The 18,965-nt window shown below is 62.7% G+C and carries 21 protein-coding genes; 15 read left to right on the forward strand and 6 right to left on the reverse strand.

What is annotated here, in order from left to right:
* The first annotated feature begins 43 nt into the window (after positions 1 to 43).
* From RTCK_RS04950 to phnN, 7 genes are all read left to right on the forward strand, one after another.
* A complete protein-coding gene (locus RTCK_RS04950; RefSeq protein ID WP_142591981.1) occupies positions 44 to 943 on the forward strand; it encodes an alpha-D-ribose 1-methylphosphonate 5-phosphate C-P-lyase PhnJ in 900 nt (299 codons plus the stop codon).
* Positions 940 to 1,716: a phosphonate C-P lyase system protein PhnK gene (gene phnK, locus RTCK_RS04955; protein ID WP_142591982.1), complete on the forward strand. Its 777-nt coding sequence runs from the start codon at positions 940 to 942 to the stop codon at positions 1,714 to 1,716. Before RTCK_RS04950 ends, phnK begins: the two co-directional genes overlap by 4 nt.
* Before the next feature lie 9 nt (positions 1,717 to 1,725).
* Positions 1,726 to 2,433, forward strand: coding sequence for a phosphonate C-P lyase system protein PhnL (phnL, locus tag RTCK_RS04960; RefSeq protein ID WP_142591983.1), 708 nt, complete (start codon positions 1,726 to 1,728; stop codon positions 2,431 to 2,433).
* On the forward strand, positions 2,430 to 3,062 hold the full coding sequence (locus RTCK_RS04965; protein ID WP_142591984.1) for a DapH/DapD/GlmU-related protein: 633 nt from the start codon (positions 2,430 to 2,432) through the stop codon (positions 3,060 to 3,062). Before phnL ends, RTCK_RS04965 begins: the two co-directional genes overlap by 4 nt.
* Before the next feature lie 128 nt (positions 3,063 to 3,190).
* A complete protein-coding gene (locus RTCK_RS04970; protein WP_142591985.1) occupies positions 3,191 to 3,904 on the forward strand; it encodes a DUF1045 domain-containing protein in 714 nt (237 codons plus the stop codon).
* On the forward strand, positions 3,901 to 5,040 hold the full coding sequence (locus RTCK_RS04975) for an alpha-D-ribose 1-methylphosphonate 5-triphosphate diphosphatase (protein ID WP_142522206.1): 1,140 nt from the start codon (positions 3,901 to 3,903) through the stop codon (positions 5,038 to 5,040). Before RTCK_RS04970 ends, RTCK_RS04975 begins: the two co-directional genes overlap by 4 nt.
* The gene (gene phnN, locus RTCK_RS04980; protein WP_142592114.1) at positions 5,040 to 5,636 is read left to right on the forward strand and encodes a phosphonate metabolism protein/1,5-bisphosphokinase (PRPP-forming) PhnN; all 597 of its coding nucleotides are present in this window, start codon (positions 5,040 to 5,042) and stop codon (positions 5,634 to 5,636) included. Before RTCK_RS04975 ends, phnN begins: the two co-directional genes overlap by 1 nt.
* A gap of 3 nt (positions 5,637 to 5,639) precedes the next feature.
* Here phnN and polA read toward each other — a convergent pair whose 3' ends face one another.
* Complete coding sequence (gene polA / locus RTCK_RS04985; protein WP_142591986.1) at positions 5,640 to 8,600, reverse strand: DNA polymerase I; 2,961 nt, start codon at positions 8,598 to 8,600, stop codon at positions 5,640 to 5,642.
* Between polA and RTCK_RS04990 the strand changes: the two genes are divergently transcribed.
* The 4 genes from RTCK_RS04990 to RTCK_RS05005 all read left to right on the forward strand — a co-directional run bounded on the left by RTCK_RS04990 (position 8,538) and on the right by RTCK_RS05005 (position 11,078).
* Positions 8,538 to 8,753, forward strand: a complete 216-nt coding sequence (locus RTCK_RS04990) for a hypothetical protein (protein ID WP_185927929.1) — start codon at positions 8,538 to 8,540, stop codon at positions 8,751 to 8,753. The two genes, polA and RTCK_RS04990, sit on opposite strands and share 63 nt — an antisense overlap.
* A 222-nt stretch (positions 8,754 to 8,975) precedes the next feature.
* The gene (locus tag RTCK_RS04995; protein ID WP_142591987.1) at positions 8,976 to 9,407 is read left to right on the forward strand and encodes a MarR family winged helix-turn-helix transcriptional regulator; all 432 of its coding nucleotides are present in this window, start codon (positions 8,976 to 8,978) and stop codon (positions 9,405 to 9,407) included.
* A 79-nt stretch (positions 9,408 to 9,486) separates the two neighbouring features.
* Positions 9,487 to 10,878: a dipeptidase gene (locus tag RTCK_RS05000; protein ID WP_142591988.1), complete on the forward strand. Its 1,392-nt coding sequence runs from the start codon at positions 9,487 to 9,489 to the stop codon at positions 10,876 to 10,878.
* A 5-nt stretch (positions 10,879 to 10,883) separates the two neighbouring features.
* Entirely contained in the window at positions 10,884 to 11,078 is a 195-nt protein-coding gene (locus RTCK_RS05005) for a hypothetical protein (RefSeq protein WP_142591989.1), read from the forward strand.
* A 174-nt stretch (positions 11,079 to 11,252) separates the two neighbouring features.
* On the opposite strand, the gene RTCK_RS05010 is transcribed toward RTCK_RS05005, so the two are convergent.
* Positions 11,253 to 11,462: a cold-shock protein gene (locus RTCK_RS05010; protein ID WP_142522210.1), complete on the reverse strand. Its 210-nt coding sequence runs from the start codon at positions 11,460 to 11,462 to the stop codon at positions 11,253 to 11,255.
* A gap of 455 nt (positions 11,463 to 11,917) precedes the next feature.
* On the opposite strand from RTCK_RS05010, the gene RTCK_RS05015 reads away from it, so the two are divergent.
* Positions 11,918 to 12,403 (forward strand): YbaK/EbsC family protein, encoded by a 486-nt coding sequence (locus tag RTCK_RS05015; RefSeq protein ID WP_142591990.1) that lies wholly within the window; start codon positions 11,918 to 11,920, stop codon positions 12,401 to 12,403.
* Here RTCK_RS05015 and RTCK_RS05020 read toward each other — a convergent pair.
* The 4 genes from RTCK_RS05020 to RTCK_RS05035 form a co-directional block, all read right to left on the reverse strand.
* Complete coding sequence (locus RTCK_RS05020; RefSeq protein WP_142591991.1) at positions 12,397 to 12,711, reverse strand: hypothetical protein; 315 nt, start codon at positions 12,709 to 12,711, stop codon at positions 12,397 to 12,399. The genes RTCK_RS05015 and RTCK_RS05020 overlap by 7 nt on opposite strands.
* 77 nt (positions 12,712 to 12,788) lie before the next feature.
* Positions 12,789 to 13,007, reverse strand: a complete 219-nt coding sequence (locus RTCK_RS05025; protein ID WP_142522212.1) for a hypothetical protein — start codon at positions 13,005 to 13,007, stop codon at positions 12,789 to 12,791.
* 186 nt (positions 13,008 to 13,193) lie between these two features.
* The gene (locus RTCK_RS05030; RefSeq protein ID WP_408004506.1) at positions 13,194 to 13,394 is read right to left on the reverse strand and encodes a hypothetical protein; all 201 of its coding nucleotides are present in this window, start codon (positions 13,392 to 13,394) and stop codon (positions 13,194 to 13,196) included.
* Positions 13,395 to 13,488: 94 nt separating this feature from the next.
* Positions 13,489 to 13,689, reverse strand: coding sequence for a hypothetical protein (locus RTCK_RS05035; protein ID WP_142591992.1), 201 nt, complete (start codon positions 13,687 to 13,689; stop codon positions 13,489 to 13,491).
* Between the two features lie 352 nt (positions 13,690 to 14,041).
* Here RTCK_RS05035 and RTCK_RS05040 point away from each other — a divergent pair, with 352 nt between their 5' ends.
* The 3 genes from RTCK_RS05040 to dnaK all read left to right on the forward strand — a co-directional run bounded on the left by RTCK_RS05040 (position 14,042) and on the right by dnaK (position 18,922).
* Positions 14,042 to 14,218: a hypothetical protein gene (locus RTCK_RS05040; RefSeq protein ID WP_185927916.1), complete on the forward strand. Its 177-nt coding sequence runs from the start codon at positions 14,042 to 14,044 to the stop codon at positions 14,216 to 14,218.
* 288 nt (positions 14,219 to 14,506) lie between these two features.
* Positions 14,507 to 16,816: a transglycosylase domain-containing protein gene (locus RTCK_RS05045; protein WP_142591993.1), complete on the forward strand. Its 2,310-nt coding sequence runs from the start codon at positions 14,507 to 14,509 to the stop codon at positions 16,814 to 16,816.
* 198 nt (positions 16,817 to 17,014) lie between these two features.
* Positions 17,015 to 18,922 (forward strand): molecular chaperone DnaK, encoded by a 1,908-nt coding sequence (gene dnaK, locus RTCK_RS05050; RefSeq protein WP_142591994.1) that lies wholly within the window; start codon positions 17,015 to 17,017, stop codon positions 18,920 to 18,922.
* Positions 18,923 to 18,965 lie beyond the last annotated feature (43 nt).

The raw sequence follows: 18,965 nt of genomic DNA on the forward strand, positions 1-18,965 counted from the left end.
GTATCCATGACAATCATCTCCGTTTGTACGGGAGTAACACGCCATGTCCCTTGAGGTTCCCTTCGACGGTGGACTGGCGGAATACAACTTCGCCTATCTCGACGAACAGACGAAGCGGATGATCCGCCGCGCGATCCTGAAGGCGATCGCCATTCCCGGCTATCAGGTGCCATTCGCCTCCCGCGAAATGCCGATGCCCTATGGCTGGGGAACGGGCGGCGTACAGGTTACCGCGTCGATCCTCGGCCCTGACGACGTGCTCAAGGTGATCGACCAGGGCGCCGACGACACGACCAACGCGGTCTCCATCCGCGCCTTCTTCCAGAAGGTGGCGAATGTCGCAGTGACGACGCATACCAAGGACGCGACCATCATCCAGACGCGTCACCGGATACCGGAGCAGACGCTCTCCGAGGGCCAGGTACTGGTCTACCAGGTGCCGATCCCGGAGCCCCTGCGCTTCCTCGAACCTCGGGAGACGGAGACGCGCAAGATGCACGCACTGGAGGAATACGGCCTCATGCACGTGAAGCTGTACGAGGACATCGCGCACAACGGCCGGATCTCGAAGACCTACGCCTATCCGGTGAAGGTCGCGGGCCGCTATGTGATGGACCCCTCGCCGACGCCGAAGTTCGACAATCCGAAGATGCACATGTCCGACGCCCTGCAGCTGTTCGGTGCCGGCCGCGAAAAGCGCATCTACGCCATCCCTCCCCACACCGAAGTGGTCAGCCTCGATTTCGACGATCATCCCTTCGAGATCCAGCGCTTCGACAAGCCTTGCGCGCTGTGCGGCGCGGAGAACGTCTATCTCGACGAGGTAATCCTCGACGACAAGGGCGGCCGCATGTTCGTCTGCTCCGACACCGACCATTGCGAGGAACGGCGCGAGCAGGGGCATGCCGGGGAACTGCTCGCACGCCAGGAGGCCGCGGAATGAGCGAGGCACCGCTTCTCAAGGTCAACGCCGTGTCGAAGTTCTACGGCCAGCGCATCGGCTGCAAGGAGGTCTCCTTCGAGCTTTGGCCGGGAGAGGTGCTGGCGATCGTCGGAGAATCCGGCTCCGGCAAGACAACGCTTCTGAACTGCATCTCCACCCGTCTTCTGCCGACGACCGGCAGCGTGGAATATGCCATGCGCGACGGCAGCATCCGTGACCTCTACCACATGAGCGAAGCCGAGCGCCGCTTCCTGATGCGCACCGACTGGGGCTTCGTGCACCAGAACCCGGCCGATGGGTTGCGGATGACCGTTTCGGCGGGCGCCAATGTCGGGGAGCGGCTGATGGCGGTCGGAAACCGCCACTACGGCAACATACGCTCCACCGCCATAGACTGGCTGACACGGGTCGAGATCGGCACGGATCGCATAGACGATGCGCCGCGCGCATTCTCGGGCGGAATGCGGCAACGGCTGCAGATCGCCCGCAACCTGGTAACGGGCCCCCGCCTCGTCTTCATGGACGAGCCCACCGGCGGTCTCGACGTCTCCGTGCAGGCACGCCTGCTCGATCTCGTCCGCGGCCTCGTCAACGACCTCGGCCTTGCCGCCATCATCGTTACCCACGACCTCGCCGTCGCACGGCTCCTGTCGCACCGGATGATGGTGATGAAGGACGGTCATGTGATCGAGCACGGCCTCACGGACCGGGTGCTCGACGATCCGCGCGAGCCCTATACACAGCTCCTCGTGTCATCCATCCTGCAGGTATAGGAGAGCACCATGGCCACTCCCCTCGTCGTTGCGGAAGTCTTCAAGAGCTTCATCATGCATTTGCGCGAAGGCATCCGGCTGCCGGTCGTCAACGATGTGAACTTCTCCGTCGCCAGCGGCGAATGCGTGGTGCTGGGCGGGCCGTCGGGCATCGGCAAGAGCTCGATCCTCAAGATGCTCTACGGCAATTACGCCGTCGATGCCGGTCAGATCCTGGTCGCCCACCGCGACAAGATCGTCAACATCGCCAATGCCGATCCGCGCACGGTTCTGGATGTCCGCCGCCACACCATGGGCTATGTCAGCCAGTTTCTCCGCACCGTGCCACGCGTTTGCACCCTCGACGTCGTCGCCGAACCGCTGCTCGCCCGAGGGCTCGAGACCGGCGAAGCGAGAGAAGAAGCCTCGGCGCTGCTGTCCCAGCTCAACCTGCCGAGGGAGCTATGGGGTCTGCCGCCGGCGACCTTCTCCGGCGGCGAGCAGCAGCGGGTCAATATTGCGCGCGGCTTTATCACGGACCACAGCATCCTCCTGCTCGACGAACCGACGGCCTCCCTCGACGCGCGCAACCGCCGTGTCGTCATCGAGATGATCACGGAGAAGAAGCGGAACGGCGTGGCGCTCCTCGGTATCTTCCACGACGAAGAGGTGCGCGAAGCGGTTGCCGACCGCGTTCTGGATGTCATGCAGTTCTCGCCGCGAAAGGCTGCCGCATGAGCGTCAAGGTCGGGATCGAGCCATCGGTCCATCCGAGCGCCAGCGTCAGGAACTCGGTTCTCGGGCGCTACACGGAAGTCGCCGAGCGCTGCCGGATCGACGAGGCGGAGATCGGCGACTATTCCTACATCATGCAGGACGGAGCCGTCTGGTGCGCTACGATCGGCAAGTTCGTCAACATAGCCGCCTCCGTCCGCATCAACGCCACCAACCACCCCACATGGCGGGCGACGCTCCACCATTTCACCTATCGCGCCGCGAACTACTGGGACGATGCGGACAACGAGGAGGGATTCTTCGAGTGGCGCCGCGACCATCGGGTCACGATCGGCCACGACGTGTGGATCGGCCACGGCGCGACCATTCTGCCCGGCGTGACCGTGGGCAACGGCGCGGTCATCGGTGCCGGCGCGGTCGTCTCAAAGGATGTCGCCCCCTACGCCATCGTCGGCGGCGTCCCCGCCAAGCTCATCCGCGAGCGCTTCACGAAAGACGTCGGCGAGCGGATGGACGAGCTCGCCTGGTGGGAGTGGGATCATGGGACACTTCGCGCCGCACTCGATGACTTCCGCAGCTTGACGGCGGAGGAATTCCTTGACCGCCACGGCAGTCGGGAGCGTGCAGCATGACGGCGAGGAACGGCTGGACGGCAGGCAATCCATCATCATTCTGTCACGGAAATCCCTTAGCGCAGGGGCCCGTCTGCCGAACGAGCCTGCCTCCACCTCCCGGACAACCCCTGAAACACGGACCTGACGTGCGTTACGCCATTTATTTCTCTCCCGCCCCCTATGATCCGTTGACCTCCACCGCCAGCGAATGGCTGGGACGCGATGCCTTTGCAGGGGAGACGCGCGATGTTCCCGCCTCGCTTTCTCTGTCCGCGGGGCAATGGCGGGAGCTTGTCGCCGAGCCGAGGCGCTACGGGTTCCACGCGACGTTGAAGGCGCCGTTCGAGCTGCGCGAGGGCCGGACGGAGGCAGAGCTTATCGACGCCTTCGACCGTTTCGCTGCCTCGGCGGAGGTTCTTGAAATCCCGCGGGTCGTGATCGGTCAGCTCGGTCCGTTCTTTGCCCTCGTCCCGCATGCGCTTCATCCACCCCTGCAGGCTTTCGCTGCCTCCGTCGTGCGGGACTTCGAGCCGTTCAGGGCGCCTCTTTCCGATGCCGACATGGCGCGCCGCAAGCCGGAGCGGCTGACGGCAGCGCAGCGCGCTCATCTGATGACCTGGGGCTACCCCTATGTGATGGAGGAATTCCGCTTCCACATGACGTTGACCGGCCCCGTCGATCCCGCACTCGCGCCGAGTGTCGAGGAGGAGCTGCAACAACGGTTTTCCTCCTGCACGAACGTGCCGTTGACGCTGGACGGGTTGGCGCTCTTCGTCGAGCGCAGCCGCGGCGAGCCCTTCACCATCCATCGCTGGCGGCCGCTTGGCCGCGAGAACGCCAACAGGAAGACCTTCCCATGAGTCGCGAAACCGTTCTCTCCAATGCCCGCATCATCATCGATGACGCGATCGTATCCGGCTCGGTGCTGATCCGGGACGACAGGATCGCAGACATCTCAGAAGGAACCGCCCGGTCCGGCGAGGACCTGGAAGGCGATTATCTCATTCCGGGCTTGATCGAGCTGCATACGGACCACCTGGAGCAGCATTATTCGCCGCGCCCCGGGGTCCGCTGGAACACGACGGCGGCCATCCAGGCGCATGACGCGCAGGTCGCGACCTCCGGGATCACGACGGTCTTCGACTGCCTGCGGATGGGTGCGGACGAGGACGGCGGTTTTGACAAGGGCGAGATGCGCAGCCTTGCCGATGCTATCCAGGCGGCCCAGGCCGACGGGCGGCTACGGGCGGAGCACTTCTTCCACCTCCGCTGCGAGGTTTCATCCGACAACGTACTCGAACATTTCGCTGACTTCGAGCACGATCCCTATGTCCGCCTCGTCTCCCTGATGGACCATGCGCCGGGCCAGCGGCAGTTCCAGTCGATGGACCAGTATGTCCTTTACTACAAGGAGAAGCGGGGCTTGAGCGACGAGGCCTTTGCTCACTTCGTGGCACGGCGCCAAGCGGCCTCGGCCAAGTACTCAGCCATTCATCGCGACGAGCTTGCGCGCATCTGCGCGGAACGCGGGATCACGGTTGCCAGCCATGATGATGCGACGCTGGACCATGTCGACGAGGCCATCGGGCACGGCGTTCGCCTGGCGGAATTCCCGACCAGCTTCGACGCGGCAGAAGCCTCCCACAAGGCCGGAATGAGCGTGCTGATGGGCGCGCCGAACATCGTGCGCGGCAAATCCCATTCCGGCAACATCGCCGCGCGCGAACTCGCCGAACGCGGCGTGCTCGACGTGCTCTCATCCGATTACGTGCCGCTCAGCCTGCTGCACGCCCCCTTCGTGCTCGCCGACGATCTGGACGGCATTTCGCTGCCGAAGGCGATCGCCATGGTCACCTCGACGCCGGCGCGGACCGTCGGGCTCGACGACCGCGGCCGGATCGCGCCGGGGCTGCGTGCCGATCTCGTGCGCGTGAAGCGGGACCAGGGCGTCCCAGTAGCACGGGCTACATGGCGGGAAGGACGACGGGTGGCGTGATGGGTCAGGCTGCGACAGCCGCGCACGGCAGCAGGGGCCGCCTGGTGGTGGTCGTCGGCCCGAGCGGTGCGGGCAAGGACACGTTGATGGACTTTGCCGCCCGCCGGCTAAGCGGCTCGCCCGATCTGGTCTTCGTCCGGCGCGTCATCACCCGCGACGGTGACGCGGGCGGAGAGGATCACGAGGCGGTTACCGAAGAAATATTCGAGGATATGGCTAAGGCAGGCGGCTTTGCCGTCTCCTGGAACGCCCACGGCCTCCGCTACGGGATTCCCGCCGAAACACTGCAACACATCATCGCCGGCCGAGTGGCGATCGCGAACGGCTCGCGCTCGGCACTGCCCCATTTCCGGGCTGCCTTCCCGTCGATGGTGGTCATCAACGTCACGGCCAGGCCGGAAGTGCTCGCAGCAAGGCTGGAAGGCCGCGGACGCGAGACGCGGGAGGAGATCCTCAGGCGGCTGCAACGCGCCTCGCCGGGCATCTCCGGTGACTTCGAGCTGGTCACGATCGACAACAGCGGCTCGCTGGACGAAGCCGGCGAAGCGATGGTCGCTGTGCTGAAGCGATACCTTCCGGTTTCCGCGGACCGGTAGCGGTCAGTGCGCTTCATCCCAGTTGGCAGCGGCGCGTGCATCGACCTTCAACGGAACCTTCATCGCGATCGCCGGCATGGCCGCCTGCTCCATCGTCGTTATGATCACCGGCAGGGTCTTGTCGATCTCACCGTCCTCGACTTCGAAGATCAGTTCGTCATGCACCTGCAGGAGCATGCGCGCGGACAGCTTCGCCGCCTGAAGCGCCGGCTCCATCCTTACCATCGCTCGGCGGATTATATCGGCCGCCGAACCCTGGATCGGGGCGTTGATCGCCGCACGCTCGTTGAAGGAGCGGACCTGCGGGTTAGACGAACGGATATCAGGATAGTAAGCGCGCCGACCGAAGATGGTCTCGACATAGCCGTGCTCGCGGGCGAACTCCTTCGTGCTGTCCATGTAGTCGCGGATGCCGGGGAAACGTTCGAAATACTTCTTGATGTACTCGCTCGCCTCCGATCGCTCAATGGAGAGCTGATTGGCGAGGCCGAAGGCCGAGATGCCATAGATGATGCCAAAGTTGATCGCCTTGGCCCGGCGACGGATCTCGCTCGGCATGCCCTCCACCGGCACGCCGAACATTTCCGAGGCCGTCATTGCGTGGATGTCGATGCCGTCGGCGAAGGCCTGGCGCAACTGCGGGATATCGGCCACGTGGGCGAGTACCCGCAGCTCGATCTGGCTGTAGTCGGCCGAGACCAGCTTATTGCCGGGCGTTGAGATGAAGGCGGTGCGAATCTTGCGGCCTTCGGCGGTACGGATCGGAATATTCTGCAGGTTCGGCTCGACCGAGGAAAGACGGCCGGTGGTGGTCGATGCCAGGGAATAGGAGGTGTGCACCCGCCGGGTCTGCGGGTGGATGTATCCAGGCAATGCATCCGTATAGGTCGACTTCAGCTTGGTCAGCTGCCGCCAGTCGACGATTTTTCTGGGGAACTCGTGACCTGAAGCCGCAAGATCTTCCAGTACCTGCGCGGATGTCGACCACTGCCCCGTCTTGGTTTTTGCCCCGCCGGGCAGGCCCATCTTGCCGAACAGGATATCGCCGAGCTGCTTCGGGGAGCCGATCGTGAAGCGCTCGCCGGCGATCCGGTAGATCTCGTCCTCGATGGCAGCGGCCTTCTGCGCCAGTTCGCCCGAGAGCCGCGACAGTATCTGCCGGTCCACGGTGATGCCGCGCTCCTCCATCCGGGCGAGGGTGCAGACCAGCGGCCGCTCCAGCCGTTCATAAACCCGCGTCAGGTGCTCGGCCGTCAGCCACGGCTTCAGGACCATCGCAAGCCGGAGGGCGAGATCTGCCTTCTCGGCGGCATAGACGGTGGCGCGGTCGATTTCGACCATGTCGAAGCTCACGCTCGACTTGCCAGTCCCCGCGACATCCTTGAAGGATGCGGGCATATGGCCGAGCCAGCGGTCGGAGAGCGAATCCAGGCTGTGACCGCCCTTCCCCGCCTCCAGGACGTAGGACATCAGCATCACGTCGTCATAGGCCTTGATTTCGATCTCGTACCGCTTGAGGAGCAGATAGGCATATTTAAGGTTATGCCCGACCTTCAGGACCGAAGTATCCTCCAACAACGGCTTCAACCGTCCCAGGACTTCCCCCGCCGTCAGTTGGTTGTCCGCCCGCCCGTTGCCAAGCAGGTCGTCGCTGCCGGTCTTGTGCCCGAGGGGAACATAGGCGGCGCGGACATCGAGGCCGGAAGGATTGTGCGTGTTGTCGGCAAGCGCGAGCGAAATACCGACGATCTCCGACAGCATGGGATCGATGGAGGTCCCCTCGGCCTCGAACGCGACGATACCCGTTTCCCGCGCTGCTCGGATCCAGTCGTCGAGGTCCTCGACGTCGTCGATGGTCACGTAGCAGCTCTTGTCTATCCTGGCGGTGGCGAAGGCTTCAGCCCTCGCCTTGGCGAGCTCCGCCGGCCTATTGTCGCCATAGATGTCTGCAGCACCGGTTCCGTTCGCCGCGCGGACAGGCGCAGCGGCACTGGCACCTGCGTCAAGATCCGGTCCGCGTGCCGCAGGCCCCCATTCCACCTTCACCTGGGCCGGCTCGATCGCGCCGGCATCGCAGTCACAGGCTTCAGCAACACGGCGGGTCAGCGTCCCGAATTCCATGGCTTTCAGGAAGGCGATCAGCTTCGGTCCATCCTGCGGCTCGAGAACCAGAGCGTCCAGCGGCATGTCGAGTGGAGCATCCGTCCTCAGTTGCACCAGCCGACGCGACAGGCGTGCAAGCTCGGCATTCGCAATGATGTTCTCGCGCCGTTTCACCTGCTTGATCTCATTGGCACGGGCCAGCAATGTGTCGAGGTCGCCGAATTCCTCGAGCAGCTGTGCCGCGGTCTTCGGGCCGATGCCGGGGATGCCCGGCACGTTGTCGACGGAATCGCCGACCATGGCCTGCAGGTCGATCATCTTTTCCGGCGGAACGCCCCACTTCTCGATCACTTCGGGGATGCCGATCTGCTTGTCCTTCATGCTGTCGTACATGTGGACATTGGGGGTCACGAGTTGCATCAGGTCCTTGTCGGACGAGATGATGGTGACGTCGGCGCCGATCGCCTCCGCCTGCCTCGCATAGGTGGCGATGATGTCGTCGGCCTCGTAGCCTTCGGTCTCGATGCAAGGCAGGTTGAATGCTCGCGTTGCTTCACGGATCAGGCCGAACTGGGGAACCAGGTCCTCCGGCGGCTCCGACCGGTTCGCCTTGTAGGCATTGTAGAGGTCCTTGCGGAACGTCTTGGCGGAGTAGTCGAAGATCACCGCAAAATGCGTGGGCGTTACCCCAACCGACGTGTCTCGCGCATCGGTCAGGAGCTTCCATAGCATGTTGCAGAAGCCGGAGACCGCGCCGACAGGCAGGCCGTCGGACTTTCGGGTCAAAGGAGGCAGGGCGTGGAACGCCCGGAAGATGAAGCCCGAGCCATCGACAAGGAAGAGGTGATCGCCTTTTTTCATGGCTATGGAATAGCGTGGGGCACCTGCCCCGTCCATGAAAAGTTCAGGGGAGTGGCTGCACCCGAAGACATCACCCGAACGTTACCGATTTGTAATATGTCATCCCTTGAAAAGCCCGATTCGGCTTCTCATCTCAGCGTTACCGGCGCCTGATCACGCCGCAGTCCGGCAGCTGGCTCGTCCCCCGCCGCGCCGGACCGGGCAAAGGCCTTATCCCCTCTCCGGGCCTTTGTCCATCTATCGAATCGCCACGGCCGATCCCCTCCCGGCCGTGGCGATTTTCATTTGCCCTTCCCCTCGGACCCGCAGGCTTGGCGAAAGCAAAGGCTGCCATATATCGTTCCAATTCCTGTAAGGGACGGGCGACTGACAACCATGGCCTATGACCGCTCGCATTCCGCAACCTATCTTGCCGGACAGCTTGCCAAGGGATTCGCACGTTCCCTGCAACGACGGGCGACCGCCCTCGGCTTCTCCCCTGGCCAATTCCCCGTCCTCCTCGAACTCTGGCAGGAAGACGGACTGACACAGAAACAGCTTCTGGATCGGTTGGAGGTTGAGCAGGCGACGCTTGCCAACACGCTTGCGCGTATGGAGCGCGACGGGTTGATCCGCCGCAATCCGCATCCGCAGGACCGCCGGTCGCAGATCATCCTGCTGACGGAACTGGGCCGCGATCTCGAGCCCCGGGCGGTGGTCGCGGCCACGGAAGCGGATGCCGTCCTCTTCGATGGTTTCCGCCAGTTCGAACGCGAACTGATGATGGAATACATGCGCATGGTGATCGAGAACGCGCGCAAGCTCTGACACCCTCCATCACCTCGGGTCTCGAAACCGCCCCTGCTTTGCACTAGAGTCGCCCCGATTTCAGCAGACAGGAATATCCATGACCAAGCTTTCCTCCGTCCTCGACCGCGCCGACCAGAACATCGACGACAGCCTCGACCGGCTCTTCGACCTCGTGCGGATCAGGTCCATATCCACCGACCCGGCATACAGGGCCGATTGCCGCAAGGCCGCGGAATGGCTCGTGAACTGCCTGGCGGATATCGGCTTCGACGCTTCCGTGCGCGACACGGCGGGACATCCCATGGTGGTTGCCCATCATCCGGGCGCCACGCCGGACGCGCCGCACGTGCTGTTCTACGGCCATTACGACGTTCAGCCGGTGGATCCGGTCGAACTGTGGGAGGACGATCCGTTCGCGCCGGCTATCAAGGATGCCGGCAACGGGCGCAAGGTCATCACCGGCCGCGGCACCGCCGACGACAAGGGACAGTTGATGACCTTCGTCGAAGCCTGCCGTGCCTACAAGGAGGTTCACGGCTCCCTTCCCCTGCGGATCACGATCCTGTTCGAGGGCGAGGAGGAGTCCGGCTCGCCATCGCTCAAGCCTTTTCTTGAAGCCAATGCAGATGAACTGAAGGCGAGCTACGCCCTCGTCTGCGATACCAGCATGTGGGACAGCGAGACGCCTGCGATCGCCGCCGCGCTGCGAGGCCTGGTCGGAGAGGAAGTCACGATCTCGGCGGCAGATCGCGACCTGCATTCGGGCCTCTTCGGAGGTGCCGCCGCCAATCCCATCCATATCCTCACCGAAATCCTAGCTGGCCTGAGGGATGAGACGGGGCGGGTGACGCTCCCCGGGTTCTATGACGGGGTGGAGGAGACGCCGGCAAACATAAAGGCCAGTTGGGAGGCTCTCGGGCGAACTGCTGAAACCTTCCTTGGGGAAGTTGGCCTTTCCTTACCATCAGGAGAGAAAGGCCGCTCGGTCCTCGAGCTCACCTGGGCTCGGCCGACCTGCGAGGTCAACGGCATCTGGGGCGGCTATACCGGCGAAGGCTTCAAGACGGTGATCGCCGCCAGGGCATCCGCGAAGGTCTCCTTCCGGCTCGTCGGGCAGCAGGATCCGGCCAGTATCCGCGAGAGCTTCCGCAATTATGTCCGGTCGAGAACCCCGGCAGACTGCTCGGTGGAATTCCATGAGCATGGTGGCTCACCGGCAATCCAGCTCTCCTACGACTCGCCTGTTCTGACGAAGGCGAAGAACGCCCTCTCGGAGGAATGGGAGAAGCCCGCGGTGGTCGTCGGCATGGGGGGATCCATCCCGATCGTCGGCGATTTCCAGAAGATGCTCGGCATGGAATCGCTGCTCGTCGGTTTCGGGCTGGTCGACGACCGTATCCATTCGCCGAACGAAAAATACGACCTGAAGTCCTTCCACAAAGGTATCCGGTCCTGGATACGGATCATGGACGCGCTGGCAGCAAAATAAGGCTTATGGAGAAGGGAGCAGCCATCGCGGCTGCTCCTGAAAAACAAAAAGGCCGGGACGAACCCGACCTTTCCACTCCCGATCTGATGGTGCCAGTACATCCGTGGTCACCGGCGATCGGGACAGGCATTTCCGACGCGTCCGCCTCAGGCTCGATGCCAATGGCGGCTCTGGCGATCATCATCACCTCGATTGGTTAACATCTCGTAAAACACGAATATGTCACCCGACCGGGTGTGGCGCGGTCTCCCGCATTTGCTCACTGCGTCGGAAATGCCGTTAACCTCTCAGATGGGGTCGAGCCCTTGCATTTGCAAGGGCTAAAATAAAAAAGGCCGGACGAGCCGGCCTCTGGTTCGTCTTTTTGGGACGATTTATGCGGCCTGCAGCTGGTCTGCTGCGACCTTGCCCGAACGACGGTCGGTCACCAGCTCGTAGGACAGCTTCTGGCCATCGTTGAGCGAGTTCATACCGGCGCGCTCGACGGCCGAGATGTGAACGAAAACGTCGGCCGAGCCGTCATCCGGTTGGATGAAGCCATAGCCCTTGGTCGCGTTGAACCACTTAACAGTACCGGTTGCCATGATTGAATGCCTTTCTCTTGCAAATAGCGGCGATGTTCCAGCCAGGCCGGAACGGCGAAGTCTCGTATTTGAAGGAAAGATGGTCGAGAACGCCGGAGCGCTTAGAGCAGACTTGTCGAACAAATAGCGATGCTTGTGAGATAGAAGTGAGGCCTGCTCCTGTCAAGGATTTCAGTCCTTGCAGAGGCCACCGCCTATCCCGAAAAACAGAAAACCCGGCGCGGGAGGAGGAGCGCCGGGTTTCCAAAACTGACTGGCAACCGGGAGGAGGAGGTGTTGCCAGTCCCATCGAAGGAACGCTGGGAGGAGGAGTGCGTCCTTCGATGTTTTGGATCATACATCAGAGCCGCACAAAAAACAGCCGCAAGTTTGCAGCGCAGCATTGCGTGAGGCGCATGCCTCGCGCCGGTGACTTCCAGGTTGCAGTACCGGTGAAGAGTCCGTACTCATTGGACATGAGCCTTTCTTCCGTACAAGAATTCTTCGCCGCCCGCGCACCCGATATCGAAGTCCTAGTGACCGAAGCAAGTTCAGCCACTGTTCCGCTGGCCGCCGCCGCCCACGGCGTGGCGCCTGAACAGATCGCCAAGACGATCTGCATACGCGTGAAGGACATGGTGGCGCTCGTCGTCATGGCCGGCACCTCGCGACTGGACAACCGGAAGTTCAAGGACCGGTTCGGCACCAAGCCGCGCATGGTGGCGCCAGAGGAAGTCCTGGAGATGACGAGTCATCCGGTCGGCGGCGTATGCCCCTTCGGTCTGCGGGCACCGCTTCCTGTTCTTTGCGATGTCTCGCTGCGTATTTTCGATATCGTCATCCCGGCCGCCGGTGCGCCTAACGCAGCGGTCCGCATCAACCCTCTACGGCTGGCGGAACTGACAGAGGCCGAATGGGTCGATCTCTGCCAGGATCCGGAGAGCGCCGTCGCGGCTCAATAATAGCGGCGATACCAGGCTGTCTTGGTTTCTGCCGATTGAACGCCCACGAGGTAGCCGATTGCAAAACCGATGGCGCCGACGAGCGTGAAAAGGGTCGTGGCCGTGGCGGGATGCTCCCGTATTGCTCCGGCGACCGAACTTGCTTCACCCTGCACATAGCTGGCGGCGCTGCCTGCCCGATCGGCAAGGCGATCCCTGAGGCTTGCGATCTCCGCCCGCAGGCTGGCGATTTCGAGACCGACCCGGTCGGATTGCCGGTCCTGCTCGGTCTGCCCCATAGGCTTCACACTGCCCACACTCTCAGCCATCGTTATCTCCATCTTTCGGGAAGGACGAACTTTAACTGACGGGATGCAGGATAGGTTCCGCCGCTGCCGGTTTTCGGTCAGTTGCCCCGGCTCTCCGCCAGGATATGCGCGAGCGCTTCCAGCTTATCCTGCTCACTCAGGCCCTTCTGCATCGAATGGACGAGAATCAGAGCCAGGGCTTCGCCATCCGGGCTGGATTTATTGATGTTGTGTTCGACACAGGCCTGGTCGAAGACCTTCTGCAGCATGCTCAGCTGGTCCGGACCAACCGGATTACGAACGATCTGTGTCGGCACACCAAGCTCCCCTCTGTTGCGGCCTTACTCAGTCTACGCCCCTCGGTCCCACAGACCGGATTGATCGTATAAACTTTGGCTTTATGAAGGCGGGCTTGTGCAAGACTTGTGCGGCAACACTCCTCAGCGCTGCTAGCGAAATGCTACAGGGCTCCGATACCCCGGTGTTGGATGTCGGGACAATCCTCAGGCTGCGCCAGCCGGATCCCCGATCGGCAGAAGCGCCGGGTTGAGGTTGGGATCCTGCGGGTTCTTCGTATCGCCCGGGTTCTGAACAGGCGTCAACGGCGGTTTTCCCTGCGTCCTGTCGGGAATACCGGGTGTCGAGGTCGGACCGCGCGGCGTGTCTGGTGCCGGATTGGGAATGGGGTTTCGACTTGGCATCATGACTCTCCCTGTTTCCTTGTGGCGGAACGGGGGAAATCCGACATTGTTCCCAGTGGCGGCTGGGCCGATGCTGACGGAGCGATTCGGCGGCTGATTATTCAGTCGTTACAGCCTGCTCTCCCCCGGCCTTCCTCTTGGCAACCAGGACCGCTTCATCTTCCGAAGCAACGCTTGCCGTCGTGGTAACCTGATCTACCTGCCTGGATGCCGTCACCTTGGAGTGGCCGGCACATTCGGCCAATGCAACGGATGTGAGGAGACCGAATGCAGACGCAGTCACGAGAAATGTCTTCATGGCATTCTCCTTCGCTTGTGGCGTCGGCAGATTAGTGCGGCAGCCGCGAAGGGGGAAATCACGATTGAGTATATCCAGTTGCATCCTCCCGACTCTCGTTATCCCCATGTCTGCCCGACCTCCTCGGCTAATGCCCCCTTAGCCTCAAGTCCCTAATCTTCACGCCGTCCGTTACCGTCGACCTCTTCGGTATTGCCATGCGGTGGCGGAATCCCATCTCCTTGTCACCAAGGAGATGTTGAGATGATCAAGAAGCTAGCCACTGCCTCGGCTCTCGGTCTAATCTGCCTCATGGGGGCAGGCTGCGTCAGCGAAACTGGTTCTTACGTGGCCTACGATTCCGGCCTGAGATATGAGCGCGTCGAACCGGGTTACAGGAACTATCATCGGTGGGACCGTGATCGCCGGGATCGATACGAGCGCCACTATTCGCGCCGTGATGACGACCGGCGTCGAAGATATGACGGGCGGGATCGACGCCGGGATAGTGACAGCAGGAGCCGCCCTGATCGTCCGGATCGCGATGTGAACGCGCGCGATGACTACCGCGGCAGCGAGCTAAGGCGTCTAATCTGGCAATCGGAGCGGAAGTAGTTCCATCAGGCGAAACAGCCCACGCTGCGCTCGAAACCCGCAGCCGCGGAAGGCGCGGTAACGTGCGGTAACGCACTAGCCTCAAGACATTGCGAAGCCGAGGGAATTCACCTTCTGTTGTTTAATACCCCCTTAAATCGCCGCATTTAGAGTCCACCGGAACAACGGGTGAGTGTGGACACGTCGGTTTCGGCCGGCCAGCAGACGGGGGTGCCGATCCGGCATGGCAGCCAGAGGCAAATCGCGGCAAAGGGTGGAGCCGTCCTTCGATGAGGGTTACGGCTATGACGAGGAGGAACTGCGGCTCGACGAGGACGACCGCATCATCGGAAGCCATGCCGGGAAACGCGCGTCGAAAGTCAAAGGACGACCTGCGGCTTCACGACGGGCCAAGAAGGCCGCCCGCGCGCGCCGGAGCTTCGCTCCGCTCCGCAGGCTCGTCTACTGGTGCATCGTCCTCGGCATATGGGCAGGCATCGGCGTCGGCGGCCTGGTGCTCTACTACGGAGCACAGATGCCGGCCGCGAGCACGTGGTCGATTCCGGACCGTCCGCCGAACATCAAGATCGTCTCCACCGACGGCTCCGTGATCGCCAATCGGGGCGCGACCGGCGGCGAGGCATTGTCGTTGGAAGAGATGTCGCCGTTCATCCCGCAGGCCGTGATGGCGATCGAGGACCGCCGCTTCTACATGCACTTCGGGGTGGATCCGCTCGGACTGACGCGGGCCTTCGTCAACAACCTGACGGGACAGCCGATCCAGGGCGGATCGACGATCACGCAGCAGCTCGCCAAGAACCTGTTCCTGTCGCCCGAGCGAACCTTCGAGCGCAAGATCCAGGAGGTACTGCTCGCCTTCTGGCTGGAGCACAAGTTCAGCAAGGACCAGATCCTTGCCATGTACCTCAACCGCGTCTTCTTCGGCTCCAACGCCTACGGCGTCGAGGCCGCATCCCGACGCTACTTCAACAAGTCGGCCCGCGAGGTGAATTTGGGCGAGGCGGCGCTGCTTGCCGGCCTCCTGAAGGCGCCGTCGCGACTGTCCCCCGCGCGGGATCCGGAGGCTGCCGAAGAGCGCGCCCAGGTCGTTCTCCATGCGATGCAGGAAGAAGGCTACATCACGGAGGATGAAATCAAGTCCGCCATGTCGCAGCCGCCGGCCAAGGCCCGCAGCTACTGGTCCGGCGCCGAGCACTATGCGGCCGACATGGTGATGGACGAAGTGACGAAGCTGCTCGGCGAGGTGAAGCTCGACATCGTCGTGGAAACCACGATCGACCTTTCGCTGGAACGGAAGGCCGAGGAAGTATTGACAACCGCGCTGGACGGCGACGGCGCAAAGCAGAATGCCAGCCAGGCAGCGCTGGTATCCATGGATGCAACCGGTGCCATTCGGGCGCTGGTCGGCGGCAAGGACTACGCGCAAAGCCAGTTCAACCGCGCGGTGACGGCGAAGCGCCAGCCTGGTTCCGCCTTCAAACCCTTCGTTTATGCGGCCGCACTCGAGGCGGGCATCCGGCCGGACTCGATACGCAGTGACGCACCAGTGCGGATCGGCAAATGGACGCCGGAGAACTACGACCAGAAATATCGGGGCGACGTGACGGTGTCCTCCGCGCTCGCCCAGTCGCTGAATACGATCGCCGCGCAGTTGGTCATGGAAGTGGGACCGGAAGAGGTCGTCAGCCTGGCGCACCGGATGGGCATAGAACAGGAAATGCAGCCGAACGCATCCATCGCACTCGGAACGTCGGAAGTGCCGCTGGTCGAGCTGACGGCAGCCTATGCGCCCCTCATGAACGGCGGCTACAAGGCGACGCCGCACATCGTGCGCCGCATTCTCGATACGGACGGCAACGTCCTGCACGAGAGCAGCTATGACAACCCGCCGCGGGTGCTGAGCGAAGCGGTGGTCGCGACCATGAACGGCATGCTGACACGTGCCGTCCAGGACGGCACGGGGAAGGCAGCGAGACTGGAGGACTGGCAGGTCGCCGGCAAGACCGGCACCACGCAGTCCTTCCGCGACGCCTTATTCGTCGGCTACACCAGCATCATGACCACGGGCATCTGGTTCGGCAACGACGACGGCACTTCCATGAAGAAGGTCACCGGCGGCGGCCTTCCAGCGAAGGCCTGGAAAGAATACATGTCCGAGGCGCTTGCGGGCTACTCACCAACGCCTCTGTTCGGAAGCCATGGCAGCTACGAGCTTCCGCCCGCCGCGACCGAGCCGGCGCAGGAGCCGACGACCATTGGCGACATCATCTCCGGTGTTTTCCACGGAGGCTCCGGGCGGGACCGGTACCCGGATGCACCAGCGGCGCCAACCCAGGACCAAGCCTTCCCCCCGGACGATATTGCCCCCCGCGATTATCGCGAATACCGCGGGCCATATGACGATCATGCCGCGGCCCCCGTGCCGCCCGCGGATATCGGTGGCGGACCTGTGCCGCCCGCGGAGATCGGCGTGGCCGGCGGCCGCTATGAGCCGCGACAGACCACACTCTACGACCTGATCATGGGACAGTAGGCTCATTCACATTTGCGTGTTTTTTTGCTGAGCTCCGCAGGCACACCCGCCTTGCAGTCCAAAATGCCCATCCTTATATACGCCGCATGATGCAGCGCATGCTGCAGCAACAAGGTATACAAAGACCATCCCAGTCGAGGAACTGTCAGCGGAATGCCTGAGCGGGGTTCCGACGGTTCGCTTAAAGGAGAGAGAAAAATGGCTAAAGTAATTGGCATCGACCTCGGTACGACGAACTCGTGCGTCGCCATCATGGACGGCAAGGACGCCAAGGTGATCGAGAACGCCGAAGGCGCCCGCACCACCCCCTCGATGGTAGCTTTCACCGAAGACGGCGAACGCCTCGTCGGCCAGCCGGCAAAGCGCCAGGCGGTGACCAACCCCACGAATACTCTTTTTGCCGTGAAGCGCCTCATCGGCCGCCGCTACGAAGATCCGACCGTCGAAAAGGACAAGGGCCTGGTTCCGTTCGAGATCTCCAAGGGCGACAATGGCGACGCCTGGGTCAAGGCCCAGGGCAAGGGATACTCTCCCGCGCAGATTTCAGCGATGATCCTTCAGAAGATGAAAGAAACCGCCGAGTCCTACCTCGGCGAGAAGGTCGAGAAGGCGGTCATCACCGTTCCGGCCTACTTCAACGACGCCCAGCGCCAGGCCACCAAGGATGCCGGCCGCATCGCCGGCCTCGAAGTGCTCCGCATCATCAACGAGCCGACCGCTGCCGCTCTGGCCTACGGCCTCGACAAGAAGGACGGCAAGACGATCGCCGTCTACGACCTCGGCGGCGGCACCTTCGATATCTCGGTGCTTGAAATCGGCGACGGCGTCTTCGAAGTGAAGTCGACCAACGGCGACACCTTCCTTGGCGGTGAAGACTTCGACATGCGTCTCGTCGAGTATCTCGCGGCCGAGTTCAAGAAGGATCAGGGCATCGACCTGAAGAACGACAAGCTCGCACTGCAGCGCCTCAAGGAAGCCGCCGAAAAGGCCAAGATCGAGCTCTCGTCCTCGCAGCAGACCGAAATCAACCTGCCGTTCATCACGGCGGACGCCTCCGGTCCGAAGCACCTGACGATGAAGCTGACCCGCGCCAAGTTCGAGAGCCTGGTCGACGATCTCGTCCAGCGGACCGTTGCACCGTGCAAGGCCGCGCTCAAGGACGCAGGCGTTACCGCCGGCGAAATCGACGAAGTGGTTCTCGTTGGCGGCATGAGCCGCATGCCCAAGGTTCAGGAGACCGTCAAGCAGCTGTTCGGCAAGGAGCCCCACAAGGGCGTCAACCCGGACGAAGTGGTCGCCATGGGTGCCGCCATCCAGGCCGGCGTTCTGCAGGGCGACGTCAAGGACGTCCTGCTTCTGGACGTGACCCCGCTGTCGCTCGGCATTGAAACGCTCGGCGGCGTGTTCACCCGTCTGATCGACCGCAACACGACCATCCCGACCAAGAAGTCGCAGACCTTCTCGACCGCCGAGGACAACCAGTCGGCCGTGACGATCCGCGTCTCCCAGGGCGAGCGTGAAATGGCGGCGGACAACAAGCTGCTCGGCCAGTTCGACCTCGTCGGCATTCCGCCGGCACCGCGCGGCGTTCCGCAGATCGAAGTCACGTTCGACATCGATGCCAACGGCATCGTGCAGGTTTCGGCCAAGGACAAGGGCACGGGCAAGGAGCAGCAGATCCGCATCCAGGCTTCCGGTGGTCTGTCCGACGCCGACATCGAGAAGATGGTCAAGGACGCCGAGGCCCATGCCGAGGAAGACAAGAAGCGCCGTGCAGCCGTCGAGGCGAAGAACCAGGCCGAAAGCCTGATCCATTCGACCGAGAAGTCGATCCAGGAATACGGCGACAAGGTTTCCGAGACCGACCGCAAGGCGATCGAAGATGCCATCGCTTCCCTGAAGACCGCGGTCGAAGCGTCCGAGCCGGATGCCGATGACATCCAGGCCAAGACCCAGACGCTCATGGAAGTTTCCATGAAGCTGGGCCAGGCGATCTACGAGGCGCAGCAGGCTGAAGCTTCCGAGGGCTCCGAGGGCGGCAAGGGCGACGACGGCGTGGTCGATGCCGACTACGAGGAAATCAAGGACGACAAGAAGTCGGCCTAAGGCTTCGCCTTTGGGCGAAGCACGATAAAAGGTCGACTAGACA

Source organism: Pseudorhizobium endolithicum (genome assembly GCF_902153245.2).
Lineage (GTDB): Bacteria > Pseudomonadota > Alphaproteobacteria > Rhizobiales > Rhizobiaceae > Neorhizobium > Neorhizobium endolithicum.

Excerpts from the sequence above, each read along its gene's own strand:
- RTCK_RS04950 (WP_142591981.1), top strand. The coding sequence starts at position 44 with ATGTCCCTTGAGGTTCCCTTCGACGGTGGACTGGCGGAATACAACTTC.
- phnK (WP_142591982.1), top strand. The coding sequence starts at position 940 with ATGAGCGAGGCACCGCTTCTCAAGGTCAACGCCGTGTCGAAGTTCTAC.
- phnL (WP_142591983.1), top strand. The coding sequence starts at position 1,726 with ATGGCCACTCCCCTCGTCGTTGCGGAAGTCTTCAAGAGCTTCATCATG.
- RTCK_RS04965 (WP_142591984.1), top strand. The coding sequence starts at position 2,430 with ATGAGCGTCAAGGTCGGGATCGAGCCATCGGTCCATCCGAGCGCCAGC.
- RTCK_RS04975 (WP_142522206.1), top strand. The coding sequence starts at position 3,901 with ATGAGTCGCGAAACCGTTCTCTCCAATGCCCGCATCATCATCGATGAC.
- phnN (WP_142592114.1), top strand. The coding sequence starts at position 5,040 with ATGGGTCAGGCTGCGACAGCCGCGCACGGCAGCAGGGGCCGCCTGGTG.
- polA (WP_142591986.1), bottom strand. The coding sequence starts at position 8,600 with ATGAAAAAAGGCGATCACCTCTTCCTTGTCGATGGCTCGGGCTTCATC.
- RTCK_RS04995 (WP_142591987.1), top strand. The coding sequence starts at position 8,976 with ATGGCCTATGACCGCTCGCATTCCGCAACCTATCTTGCCGGACAGCTT.
- RTCK_RS05000 (WP_142591988.1), top strand. The coding sequence starts at position 9,487 with ATGACCAAGCTTTCCTCCGTCCTCGACCGCGCCGACCAGAACATCGAC.
- RTCK_RS05005 (WP_142591989.1), top strand. The coding sequence starts at position 10,884 with ATGGAGAAGGGAGCAGCCATCGCGGCTGCTCCTGAAAAACAAAAAGGC.
- RTCK_RS05010 (WP_142522210.1), bottom strand. The coding sequence starts at position 11,462 with ATGGCAACCGGTACTGTTAAGTGGTTCAACGCGACCAAGGGCTATGGC.
- RTCK_RS05015 (WP_142591990.1), top strand. The coding sequence starts at position 11,918 with ATGAGCCTTTCTTCCGTACAAGAATTCTTCGCCGCCCGCGCACCCGAT.
- RTCK_RS05020 (WP_142591991.1), bottom strand. The coding sequence starts at position 12,711 with ATGGCTGAGAGTGTGGGCAGTGTGAAGCCTATGGGGCAGACCGAGCAG.
- RTCK_RS05030 (WP_408004506.1), bottom strand. The coding sequence starts at position 13,394 with ATGATGCCAAGTCGAAACCCCATTCCCAATCCGGCACCAGACACGCCG.
- RTCK_RS05035 (WP_142591992.1), bottom strand. The coding sequence starts at position 13,689 with ATGAAGACATTTCTCGTGACTGCGTCTGCATTCGGTCTCCTCACATCC.
- RTCK_RS05040 (WP_185927916.1), top strand. The coding sequence starts at position 14,042 with ATGAGCGCGTCGAACCGGGTTACAGGAACTATCATCGGTGGGACCGTG.
- RTCK_RS05045 (WP_142591993.1), top strand. The coding sequence starts at position 14,507 with ATGGCAGCCAGAGGCAAATCGCGGCAAAGGGTGGAGCCGTCCTTCGAT.
- dnaK (WP_142591994.1), top strand. The coding sequence starts at position 17,015 with ATGGCTAAAGTAATTGGCATCGACCTCGGTACGACGAACTCGTGCGTC.